Below are 12,007 nucleotides of genomic sequence, written 5' to 3'. Positions count from 1 at the left end.
TATTTCCAGTATTGTTATGAATAGTAAGTGCCTGACAGTTCAGCAGTAAATGTTACGCTATATTTTTGTTTGTATTCGGTATCTATTTTTTAAGGTAATTATGCGTGCAATCGTGATTGGATCGACAAAACATTTTTTATTTGCCGCATTTTATGGTGCTTTAGGTATTGGGTTAGCGTTAATTATTACTGCTGTTTGGATGCTTAATGCGCGGCCTAATTTATCATTATGGCACACGACACACCTAACCTCTGAATACCATCAACAGTCTGGTTTAACTGATTTTAGCCAATATTTACAATTAGAAGATAAACTTTTTGCTGAAGTAGAACAGCAGGTTTACCGTCAATATCAACCTGAAATAGCATCCCCAATTAATCGTTATGAGCGTAATAGCCTGTCTGATCCTGGGTTATGGCAACAAAATTGGAATCGTTCTTTCGAATGGAAAAACCCCCAAGCTGAGTTTGGCCTTTTATTACTACACGGCATGTCTGACTCACCTTATGTGATGTCGCATTTTGCGCAGCATTATCAACATCAGGCTTATGTTTTAGGGTTGCGCTTGCCAGGACACGGTACCATTCCGTCAGGATTAACCGATATTACTTGGCCTGATCTTGCTGGGGCGGTATCACTTGCTGTTGCCCGCTTGTCTGCCCAATTACCAGGTAAACCGATTTATGTGGTCGGGTTTTCGACAGGTGCTGCTTTAGCATTAAACCATGAACTTGAGAATATCAGTTTAGATAAGCCTACAAGCTTTGCCGGTATGGTCATGTTATCACCAGCCATTGGTCTTGCTCCCATTGCAGCAGGCGCTTATTGGCAAGCTAAACTGGGTAAATTACTCGGCCAAGATAAACTGTATTGGAACAGCATTCAAACGGAATATGATCCCTTTAAATATCGGTCTTTTGCTGTTAATGCTGGCGATGTTGTATATCAGTTAACTCAGCGTAACCAGACCTTATTAGCGTCATTATCGCCGCAACAGTTTGATGCTATTCCTGCAATACTAACGTTTCAGTCAGTTGTTGATGATACGGTCTCTTCACTTGCTGTGGTTGATTTGCTATATCAAAAATTGCCGCTAAACAAAGGCCATCAATTGGTGCTCTTTGATGTCAATAGGACGAAGAGTAACAACCAATTACTGTTTCAAGATCCACTGGCGACTTTTGCTCCATTTTGGCTACCAAAGCAATTACCTTACCGTTTAAGTTTGGTTGAAAATGATCCGCAACGGGATAATCATGTTCAAGTCAGGGAGCTAGCTGATAAATCGATAACCAATGATGTGTTAGCGTTAAGTTTAACTTGGCCTAATGATGTGTATTCTTTATCTCATGTGGCGTTAAGTTTTCCGATTGAAGATACCCTTTACGGGCCTCTACCAGGCATTGATTCGGATAAAATCCAAATTGGGAGAGCAATTTATCAAGGTGAACGGGGCATTTTCAGTGTGACGGCCGATGACATGTTGCGTCAGAAGTGGAATCCATTTTATCCTTATATGATGACTCGCATTGATGAGTTTACTCAAGGGCATCAATTTGAGTCACCATTAGACAGTAAACCAGTAAACATTAGTCGCTAATGATGCTAATAATTGTTTTATTACGTCCCTGTTGTTTTGCTTGGTAGAGATTATCATCAGCGACTTTAATCCACTTATCGAGTTCAGCTTCATAATCAGCACTTGCCGTAATAGCACCAATACTGACCGTCACGTTGAATGACTGTTTATCTTCGGGTGAGGTGATTTCTAATTGCGACAGTGCTTCTCTAAAGCCATTGAGATGGTGTTCAATATGTAAGGTATTGGACAAAGGCAGAATAAGCAAAAATTCTTCTCCGCCGTAGCGGGCCACAATATCAATGTCGCGTTTAAAGTATTTCTGCAATAAATGCGACACGTTCCGTAAGCACTCATCACCAGCTAAATGGCCATAATTGTCATTTACTTTTTTGAAGAAATCTAAATCAAGCAATACAACAGTAATGGCCTGATCGCTTCGCAAACAAAAATCCACTAACTCACCAAATTTACGTTCAGCATAACGGCGATTATATAAGCCAGTTAACGGATCTCTATCAACCAGCTCGGTGAGTTTTTTGTTGGCCTTTTCTAATTCAGCCGTACGATTAGCAACAGTCTCTTCTAATTCGACTTGATGCGCGATGAGTTGTTGCTTACTGGCTGCTAATCGTTGATACAGGTTGAATACTTCTCTGGGTGAACTATCGTCAATTGCCGAGGTTTTTTCTGGACTTGAATATGACTGACTGAATTGATTGGCGACAGCTTCTAATGGCACCGTTAGCAACGCGCTGAGCTTTTTTGAAATATAGAAGGTACACAATAATGCAATCAACAGCATGATAAAACTACTGAACATTTGTTCTTCAGCGAGTTTTAGTAGCGGCGAAAATTCTTTTAAAATATACACTGTCCAACCATTATCGAGCTCCCGGTGAGCATACATATATTCAGGCACAATTGAGGTAGTATTGTGAATATTGATTAACTCAAGATTGGCACGATACACACCTTTATTTATTGCAAAATTAAATTGTGAAAGTGGTTTTAAACCGAGTTTTTTGGAAGCATAAATAATTTGATTTTGTTCATCAACCATCACTACAGATTCATCTTCGGTATATTCATTAACTTGATCAATATGTGAAAAATGAGTTAAATCAAGCGAACCTTCTACTATTCCTGCTACTTGTGTGCGTTGCTCATCGAGATAAAAGGGAGCGCTCATGGCAATAATCGCGTCATTACCAAAACCGCGGCCCAGAAAGGCAGATGATACGAATAGGCGCTGGTTATAGAATGACTCAATAAAATAATCTCTATCGTTAATGTTGATACTTTGTTCTGGTAATTGCTGTGTTAATAGTCTTGATACTGGGCTGGCTGCCACAATATTGGCTGCCGGATTGGCGATCAACATACTGATAAAACCGGGATAGTTTTGATGTGAACTTGATAAAATACCTTGCCATTGCTCTGGTTTATCGGCAACTAAATCTAATTGACTTGCTGTATTTTGGATCACGGTTTGATGGTTTTTGATATAATTTTGTGCAGAGGTCGATAGGTGGGCGACCGCTTCCGTCATGTTTTGTTTTAACATGACTTGTTGACGTTCTAACAAATAAAAATTAAAGATTAACGCTGAAAACAATAATGTTAACGTCACCATTAAGGTGAAGAAATAAGTCAGTTGCGCGCTTAATTGTCTACGGTTGCGGTCTTTAACTTTGTCTTTTAAAAACCATAACTTTGGAATAGCTAAAATAAGTAATGATGCAATACTGGTATATATCAGTCCGTTGATGCCTTGCTTTGAAATAATAAAGCCTAAGTGAGATGGCGGTATATCCATCAATAGAACCACATATAAATACACCATTGGTGCACCTATAAATAACCAATAAGCGGCATCGGCATATAAGGCATAGATATCACGGCGTCTGGCATAGCCTAAAAATAATGCTTCAAGCCCAAAAAATAAGTAAACATGCGGGCTATCCCATATCAACATTAATCCTGTTGATGCCATCATTGCGGTCAAAAATGCATACCAAGGCCCTAATAAAACAGCAGCAATGACAGTCACCGTGTTACCTAATACAAATTGCACGTTAGCAAAAAATTGTATCGGGTAACAATTGATGAACAATCCTATTACTCCCAAGATAATCGAGAATAAAAGGTGTTGTTGATTAATGCGAGGCAATGTCAAAAAAATATCCTTATTATTTGTATTCTAAAAAGATTTATTCCTATCTTAGCATTTATCTCAGGAAATAGAACAGATTTCAACGCAAACGAAGTTTTTTTTACTCACAAATATTCCTTTTTATCTTTTGTGATGCAGATCTCAATCTTTTAATGGCGAAATCTTGTTCGACCTTGGTCTAATTAAATTGAAAAACAAGAAGTTCATTTCAATTCATTATTTCTCAATCATCTGATTTATATGCATTTTAATATTTTACGTTAACGTTTGTTAATCAAGTACGACTAAGGTCTTGATTGTGATGGCCCCCTGAATTGCTAAATTAACAATGGCTTTACAAAAAATAACTTAGGGGAGTCGCAATGAGTTTCGAAAATAACGATAAGGCAGCGGGTTACTGGCGTGAGAATTTACGTTTAGTACTTAGCTTGCTTGCAATTTGGGCTGCAGTGTCATTTGGCTGCGGTATTCTATTAGTAGATGTGTTAAACGAAATTACCTTTATGGGATTCAAACTGGGTTTCTGGTTTGCGCAGCAGGGTGCAATGTATGTATTCGTGGCGCTGATTTTTGTTTATGTGGCGAAAGCTAATACATTAGACAAAAAATACAATGTTCAGGAAGACTAAGGGGCACTAAGATGGATGTTCAAACACTAACATATTTAATTGTCGGCGCGACTTTTGCGCTGTACATCGGGATCGCCATTTGGACTCGTGCTGGTTCAACTAAAGAGTTTTATGTTGCAGGTGGTGGTGTTCACCCTGTTCTAAATGGTATGGCAACTGCAGCCGACTGGATGTCAGCAGCATCGTTTATTTCATTAGCCGGTATTGTATCTTTTACTGGTTATGATGGCTCAGTTTATCTAATGGGTTGGACCGGCGGTTATGTGCTATTAGCATTATGTATGGCGCCTTATTTACGTAAATTTGGTAAATTTACGGTTCCGGACTTTATTGGTGATCGCTACTACTCTCAGACGGCACGTACTGTCGCTGTTATTTGTGCCATCTTTATTTGTTTTACCTACATTGCAGGCCAAATGCGTGGTGTTGGCGTAGTGTTCTCTCGTTTCTTAGAAGTTGACGTAGAAACAGGGGTGTACATTGGTATGGCAGTCGTATTCTTTTATGCTGTATTAGGTGGCATGAAAGGGATTACTTACACACAGGTAGCACAATACTGCGTTCTTATTTTTGCCTTTATGGTTCCTGCTATCTTTATCTCAGTAATGATGACAGGTCACATATTACCGCAAATTGGTTTTGGCGCTGAGATGATTGATGCCGCAGGTAATGGTACGGGGGTGTATTTACTCGATAAGCTCGATGGATTATCGGCAGAACTCGGGTTCTCCCAATATACCGAAGGCTCCAAGTCGATGATAGATGTGTTCTTTATTACCGGTGCATTAATGTTTGGTACAGCAGGCTTACCGCATGTGATTGTACGTTTCTTTACTGTTCCTAAAGTAAAAGACGCGCGTATTTCTGCGGGCTGGGCTTTAGTATTTATCGCTATTATGTACACCACTATTCCTGCATTGTCTGCTTTCTCTCGCGTTAATATGATTGAAACCATCAATGGACCAGAATCAACTGGCGTGCCTTATGAAACTGCGCCAACTTGGATTAAAAACTGGGAAAAAACGGGTTTAATTACATGGGACGATAAGAACAACGATGGCAAGATTTTTTACACCAATGGTGAAAAAAATGAGATGAACATTGACCGCGATATTATGGTTCTTGCCACGCCTGAAATTGCCAATCTTCCAGCATGGGTTATTGCATTAGTTGCCGCGGGTGGTTTAGCTGCAGCATTATCTACCTCTGCGGGTTTATTACTGGTAATTTCAACCTCTGTGTCGCACGATTTACTCAAGAAAAATCTAATGCCGGATATTTCGGATCAGAAAGAGTTAATGTATGCACGAATAGCTGCTGGTTTCGGGGTTGTTATGGCGGGTTACTTTGGTATTAATCCTCCAGGATTCGTAGCCGCGGTGGTGGCCATTGCATTTGGTCTCGCAGCAGCCTCGTTATTCCCTGCTATTATCATGGGGATTTTCTCTAGAACCATGAATAAAGAAGGGGCTATTTCAGGTATGGTGATCGGGCTATTATTTACTGCTAGTTATATCGCCTACTTTAAGTTTATTAATCCTGCATCGAATACATCTGAAAACTGGTTATTTGGTATTTCACCAGAAGGTATTGGTATGGTGGGAATGATGGTTAACTTTGGTGTCGCTTTTGCTGTCAGTAAAGTTACTGCTAAAATTCCTGACGAAATAGTCGCAATGGTTGAGTCTATTCGTTTCCCTAAAGGGTCAGGCGAAGCACACGATCATTAAACTGCTGTAATCAACACTGTTTAAAAAGAGCGCTTAGGCGCTCTTTTTGTTGGGCTTTAGTCCTATAGCAGATAAGCGAAACGCTTTGTTATAGTGATATTGTTCGCCCATGCACAATAGGGAAATGATTAATGGATGCCAGTGAGTTACAACCCGTAGAGCAGTTTTTAGCAGCACATTCGCCTTTCGACACGCTACCTAAAGATAGTATTCAATATTGTGCGAGAAAGATTAGCGTCGGTTATTACAGTAAAGCGTCTGCCTTTGTTGAGTTCGATAAAGACAATCCGAAATTGTACATTGTGCGCAGCGGTGCATTTGAAGTGCGCGATCCTGAAGGTGTATTGGTTGACCGTGTTGGCGAAGGAGAATGTTTTGGTTTTTCCACCTTATTATCGGGTGAAAAGGTCGTTAATAAAGTGGCCATTTTAGAAGATGGTTTGGTTTATCATTTACCACAATCAGTATTTGCCCAATTACGTTCTGAACATCGCAGCTTTGATCAATTTTTTGCTCGTGCTTTTGCTAAACGCTTACGCAATGAAACTAAATTTACCGCTAAAGACTTGACCACGACTAGCCGTATTACTTCAATTATGTCATCTCAGCCAATTATCATCGACGCTCATGCCAGTGTTATGGATGCGGCTAAATTAATGCGTGAACACCGGGTCTCATCGGTACTCGTTATCGATAATCAAAAATTAACCGGTATTTTGACCGATCGAGATTTACGTAATCGAATTATCGCAGAAGGCTTAGATGTCAATACGCTGGTGAGTCAAGCCATGACCATCAATCCCGTGACAACTCATGCCAACGCGCTAGTATTCGAAGCAATGTTGGCGATGAGTGAACATAATATTCACCACTTACCTGTGGTTGATGGAAGCCGTGCGTTAGGGATGATCACTAGTACTGATATTTTGCGTTCGCAAAGCTCACAACCTCTACTGCTTATTGGCGAAATAGGCCGGCAAGCAAATATAGAGAAACTTATTCAAGTGAGTAAGCAAATCCCGCTACTATTACAAAATTTAATCAGTGCCGATGCTAGAGCTGAAGAGATAGGTAGAGTATTAACCTCGGTAACTGATGCATTAACGCGTCGGCTGATTGAATTGAATCAACAGATTTTAGGTCAGGCACCAATGGCGTTTTGTTGGTTGGCTTTTGGTTCCCAAGGCAGGCAAGATCAGGTTGCTTGTTCTGACCAAGATAATGGCTTATTGCTGGCACATGAACCCGATGAATTTGCTGGTGCTTATTTTGAAGCATTAACAAAAGCGGTATGTAAGGGCTTAGATGAATGTGGTTATATTTATTGCCCCGGTGACATTATGGCGCAAAATCCCAAATGGCGCTTGTCACTGGTGAAGTGGAAAGGGCTTTTCTCTAGATGGGTAAACACGCCGGAACCAAAAGCTTTAATGCATGCCAGTATATTTTTCGACATGCGCCCAGTGTTTGGGCCATTGAGTTTATTCAGTGAACTGCAAGATGATGTTTTAGCCGCTACACAAAATAACGATATTTTCCTTGCCGGAATGGCGGGAAACTCGTTAACTGAATCACCGCCATTGGGCTTTTTTAGGAAGTTTGTCCTTGAGCGTGATGGTAGTGAAGTGAAAGGTATGGATTTAAAGCATAAGGGCAGTGCATTAATTAATGACATTGCCAGAGTGTATGCCTTAAGTGCAGGTATCAAAGAGGTTAATACTGCTAAGCGGATCAGAGCGTTAATGGACGCTAATATTATTAATCGTAAAGATGCACTTAATTTGGCGGATGCCCATGAGTTCATTGCGCACATGCGTCTAGCTAATCAAGGTTACCAAGCCACCAATAATTTACCAGTGAACAATTATCTTAAACCACAACATCTTTCTTCATTAATGCGTCATCAGCTTCGTGATGCATTTAAAGTGGTGCACGATGCACAAGCAGGAATAAAGCTTAAGTTCATGAGGAGTTTCTAGTGGTCAATTTTTGGTGGGTAAAAACGGTGTTGTGGCGTAAAAAAATGACCACTTTACCGTCGCCATTAAATACATATTTAGAAGCAATCACGCCGGCATTAACAACCCTATTTCTAGATGCTCCATTGATGGCGATTGATCTTGAAATGACTGGCTTAGATCCAATCCATGATCAAGTCATCAGTATCGGTTTGGTACCAATTGTCAACGGTGTCATTCCGCTTGAAAAAGCACAACATATGATGATATCCATTAGTGGCAGTGTGGGTCATAGCGCGACGGTTCACGGTATTGTCGATAATCAATTGCATATGGCGTTAACGTTAGCCGAGGCAATTGATTGGTTTTTATCACAAACCAAGGGCTGTATTTTAGTGGCGCACCATGCACCATTAGACATACAGTTTATTCAGCAGCAGTTGATACGCTGTTTTGGTCAATCAATTCCGTTGGTATTTATCGATACGTTGGCCATAGAAAAAAAACGTTGTTTAATGCAACAATCGGTATTGAAAGAAGGCTCGTTACGCTTGAATGCAAGCCGTGAACGTTACCGTTTACCCGTTTATTCTGCTCACAATGCGCTTATTGATGCATTATCTTGTGCAGAGTTATTGTTGGCTCAAGTGGCAGCGATGGGCGATATTAAAAAGTTGTCGGTTAAAGACTTAATTAATGTATTTCGCTAGAAAAGAAAAGCCAGTCATCGAGACTGGCTTTTCTATTAAACGCACAATATCGCTTATTCTGCGTTTTTAGCTTTATTGAAAAAATAATCAACCGCAGGTTTAATCAATTCAAGTGCGGTTTTATCGCAAGGCGGTAATGCTGCATCACTGGTGTTAATTGGTGTGGTGCGTTCACCCCATTTTAGCAGTAAGGCAGCCGAGGTTAATCCAGCACCAAACGCGCAAGATAGAATCGTTTGATTGGCTTCAATTCTACCTTGAGATAACGCATCACAAATCGCAATCGGGATAGTGGCAGCCGATGTATTGCCATAATCAGCGATATTGACGAAAGCTTTTTCTTTTGGAATTTTCATTCGGCTTACTAAAGTATCAATAATACGTTCGTTTGCCTGATGCGGAATAACAAAGTCGACATCATCGATGTTGATACCACATTTGTCTAATACCTTATTACTTAAACTTCCCATGCCATGAATCGCACGTTTAAATACGTCTTGACCATTGATATGAATGTAAAAATCCAATGAGTCATTGTCAAATCTATCCATCTGGGTGCCAAAATTAGACTTTAAAATATCGCGACCCTCAGGATCGTTATTTAATTCATAACCTAATACGCCACCAGGTTGGTCACTGGCTTCTAGCACAACAGCACCAGCACCATCACCAAATAACACAGCGGTTTCACGTCGAGACCAATCAAGGTAAAAAGATAAACGTTCAGCGCCAATAATGAGAATTTTCTTACTTTGGCCGCTTTTTATCATTGAGCTAGCCAAGCCAACGCCATACAAAAATCCACTGCAAGCAGCGTTAATATCAAATGCACCGCAGGTAGCGCCAATATTTGCCTGTACCGTAGATGCAATATTTGGGATCAAGGTATCAGGGCTGGCGGTGGCTAGAATAATTAAATCTAATTCACTGCCATCAATCCCTGCAGCGGCAAGTGCATGCTTAGCTGCAACCGACGCCATTTCAGAAGTATTGACGTGACTGATGTTACGCTTACTAATACCAGTACGTGTTTTAATCCATTCATCCGTCGTTTCCATGAATGTGGCTAAATCTTCATTGGTCAATGTTGCGGGCGGAACTGACTTCCCCCAACCGGTAATGTGTGCATACTGCATAAGAAGTTCTCTCAATACGTTTCAATAGTTAATTAAATTTATATACAAAAACAACAGTTTAAAATGTATCTGTTGATATTAAATGCTTAAATGGTCATGACTAAGATTTATTATTGTTATTATGACTTAATCTTTTGTTCTACCAGTTTCGTGATTGAAGCCGAAGCATGCAAGATATGCTCACGCAGTAAAGTAGTGGCTTTTGCGATGTCACGTTTTTTACATAATTCGAGTAACACTCGATGTTCTCTTTCGGCGATAGGGATCCCGCCAGTAAATAACAACTGCAGACGAATATAGCGATCGCAATTGGTGTTTAAACCGTTAACCACTTCCATTGTATGAGGTCGATTAGCCGCTTGGTATAAACGAGTATGGAATCGAGTATTAAGCTCACTCCAACTGGCTACTGATTCTTTCAGTTTAAATGCCAATTCAAGTTTAACCAGTACGGCTTCAGCTTCGGCAATATCATTGTCAGATAGGTTAGGGATGGCCTTAGCCAACAAATCCGATTCGATCATAGCGCGCAATTCAAATAATTCAGTGACTTGCTCAACAGATAACAATGTTGCCGTCGCGCCTTTATGCGGTTCGAAATTAATTAAGCCTTCAGCTTCTAACTGAACTAACGCTTCACGAACGGGAATGCGACTTACATTTAACTGTTCTGCAATAGCAGACTGCCTGAGCGGTTCTCCTCCTTGTATATCACCAGAAAGGATCCGTTCTCTGAGCGCCTCTACAACAAGTTGCGTACGCGTTTTATGAATAATAGGAGGTATATTGCTCATGTATTCTATAATAATCACTAATTTCTTCGAGCAAGGGTAACGCTTAGCCGCCGCTTTATAAAGTGAAACCTATACAATTATGCAGATTAAGCTCATAAAATGGGGGTAAATAAACAAATTAATAAAAATATTCAGATTATCTGGCCCCAAATTCATCTCAATGGGATAATCGACACAAGAAAGAGTTTAAGGAGTGTTAGGTTGAATAAAGCAGTATTTCTCGATCGTGATGGTGTGATCAATAAAGACAATGGTTACGTTCATACAGTGGACGACTTTGAATATATCGACGGTGTATTTGAAGCGTGTCTTGCATTAAAGCAAATGGGTTACCTATTAATAGTGGTGACCAATCAATCCGGCATTGCTCGTGGCATGTACAGTGAAGATGATTTTCATCATTTAACTGAATGGATGGATTGGAACTTTGCCGATAAAGGTGTCGAACTTGATGGTATCTACTATTGCCCGCATCATCCACAAAAAGGCCTAGGTGGATATAAGCAAGATTGCGATTGCAGAAAGCCAAAACCCGGCATGATGCTCGATGCTGCAGAATTCTTGAAAATCGATATGAGCCAGTCTGTAATGGTGGGTGATAAAGCTGATGATATGCGCGCAGCAAAAGCGGCTGGCATTAACACTGCCATTTTGGTTCGTTCAGGTAAAGTAGTAGACGAAGCCGGAGTTGAACTTGCCAGTGCAGTGGTTGACAGTATCGCTGACGTTCCGAGTCTGCTAAGTCAATTACTCACAAAATAATAGAATCGCCAATTCAAAGCTATCATTTCAACTGTTCATATATAAGCTTTCACCGACTTATATATGAACAGAGATTTTCAGTGTAACAATTACTTAGTTTTAGACTTTCTCTTCCTTTATATACTAGTCAGCATATTTTTGTTGCTAACAAACCCCTAATCCAAATAAAGATATGTCATCCATTAAGGCCAAATCGTTCGTGCTACTAAAAGTTGCTACGAAGTTAACATGAAATTAACGCCGTTTCAGTTATGTTTTGGTCTCAACAAGCTAAATTAGCCACTTAAACCACGCTGAGCCGCATAATAAGCCTTATATAGGTAGATAAAATAAATTTGCTGTTCGTTGTAGCGAGCCATTTATGGTTATAAAGTCAGCAAAAACTTCAATAAATATGGCTTTAAGTTCAAATAGTATGCAGTTGGGTCGTAATAGTCATAAAAACCGTAGAAAGCTCTTGCGCTATAAAAAGTTTTCCCTATAATACACCCCACTGACACGGAACGCAGCGTCTAACGCTAGTTACCAGGTCC

The 12,007-nt window shown here is 40.2% G+C and carries 9 protein-coding genes; 6 read left to right on the top strand and 3 right to left on the bottom strand.

The annotated features are described in order from the left end of the window. Window positions 1-100: 100 nt before the first annotated feature. Entirely contained in the window at window positions 101-1,600 is a 1,500-nt protein-coding gene (locus tag HNW13_RS12770; RefSeq protein ID WP_192115924.1) for an alpha/beta fold hydrolase, read from the top strand. On the opposite strand, the gene HNW13_RS12765 is transcribed toward HNW13_RS12770, so the two are convergent. Next, window positions 1,590-3,758, bottom strand: coding sequence for a diguanylate cyclase (locus HNW13_RS12765; RefSeq protein ID WP_243756277.1), 2,169 nt, complete (start codon window positions 3,756-3,758; stop codon window positions 1,590-1,592). The two genes, HNW13_RS12770 and HNW13_RS12765, sit on opposite strands and share 11 nt — an antisense overlap. A gap of 359 nt (window positions 3,759-4,117) precedes the next feature. On the opposite strand from HNW13_RS12765, the gene HNW13_RS12760 reads away from it, so the two are divergent. From HNW13_RS12760 to HNW13_RS12745, 4 genes are all read left to right on the top strand, one after another. Continuing rightward, window positions 4,118-4,384 (top strand): DUF4212 domain-containing protein, encoded by a 267-nt coding sequence (locus HNW13_RS12760; RefSeq protein ID WP_011637017.1) that lies wholly within the window; start codon window positions 4,118-4,120, stop codon window positions 4,382-4,384. An 11-nt stretch (window positions 4,385-4,395) separates the two neighbouring features. Next, entirely contained in the window at window positions 4,396-6,114 is a 1,719-nt protein-coding gene (locus tag HNW13_RS12755) for a sodium:solute symporter family protein (RefSeq protein WP_101088178.1), read from the top strand. Window positions 6,115-6,245: 131 nt separating this feature from the next. Beyond that, complete coding sequence (locus HNW13_RS12750; RefSeq protein WP_192115923.1) at window positions 6,246-8,093, top strand: DUF294 nucleotidyltransferase-like domain-containing protein; 1,848 nt, start codon at window positions 6,246-6,248, stop codon at window positions 8,091-8,093. Continuing rightward, on the top strand, window positions 8,093-8,782 hold the full coding sequence (locus HNW13_RS12745) for an exonuclease domain-containing protein (RefSeq protein WP_182745039.1): 690 nt from the start codon (window positions 8,093-8,095) through the stop codon (window positions 8,780-8,782). The genes HNW13_RS12750 and HNW13_RS12745 overlap by 1 nt, the downstream gene beginning before the upstream one ends. Before the next feature lie 53 nt (window positions 8,783-8,835). Here HNW13_RS12745 and HNW13_RS12740 read toward each other — a convergent pair whose 3' ends face one another. Then, window positions 8,836-9,918 (bottom strand): ketoacyl-ACP synthase III, encoded by a 1,083-nt coding sequence (locus HNW13_RS12740; protein WP_101088184.1) that lies wholly within the window; start codon window positions 9,916-9,918, stop codon window positions 8,836-8,838. Window positions 9,919-10,037: 119 nt separating this feature from the next. Continuing rightward, entirely contained in the window at window positions 10,038-10,712 is a 675-nt protein-coding gene (locus tag HNW13_RS12735) for a GntR family transcriptional regulator (protein ID WP_101088186.1), read from the bottom strand. A gap of 201 nt (window positions 10,713-10,913) precedes the next feature. On the opposite strand from HNW13_RS12735, the gene gmhB reads away from it, so the two are divergent. After that, complete coding sequence (gene gmhB / locus HNW13_RS12730; protein WP_101088188.1) at window positions 10,914-11,474, top strand: D-glycero-beta-D-manno-heptose 1,7-bisphosphate 7-phosphatase; 561 nt, start codon at window positions 10,914-10,916, stop codon at window positions 11,472-11,474. Window positions 11,475-12,007: the final 533 nt, after the last annotated feature.

It is taken from the genome of Shewanella sp. BF02_Schw (assembly GCF_014596695.2).
Lineage (GTDB): Bacteria > Pseudomonadota > Gammaproteobacteria > Enterobacterales > Shewanellaceae > Shewanella.
Note: the sequence above shows the minus strand (reverse complement) of the source record. Positions and strands in the feature narration are given on the sequence as shown.

Excerpts from the sequence above, each read along its gene's own strand:
- HNW13_RS12770 (WP_192115924.1), top strand. The coding sequence starts at position 101 with ATGCGTGCAATCGTGATTGGATCGACAAAACATTTTTTATTTGCCGCA.
- HNW13_RS12760 (WP_011637017.1), top strand. The coding sequence starts at position 4,118 with ATGAGTTTCGAAAATAACGATAAGGCAGCGGGTTACTGGCGTGAGAAT.
- HNW13_RS12755 (WP_101088178.1), top strand. The coding sequence starts at position 4,396 with ATGGATGTTCAAACACTAACATATTTAATTGTCGGCGCGACTTTTGCG.
- HNW13_RS12750 (WP_192115923.1), top strand. The coding sequence starts at position 6,246 with ATGGATGCCAGTGAGTTACAACCCGTAGAGCAGTTTTTAGCAGCACAT.
- HNW13_RS12740 (WP_101088184.1), bottom strand. The coding sequence starts at position 9,918 with ATGCAGTATGCACACATTACCGGTTGGGGGAAGTCAGTTCCGCCCGCA.
- HNW13_RS12735 (WP_101088186.1), bottom strand. The coding sequence starts at position 10,712 with ATGAGCAATATACCTCCTATTATTCATAAAACGCGTACGCAACTTGTT.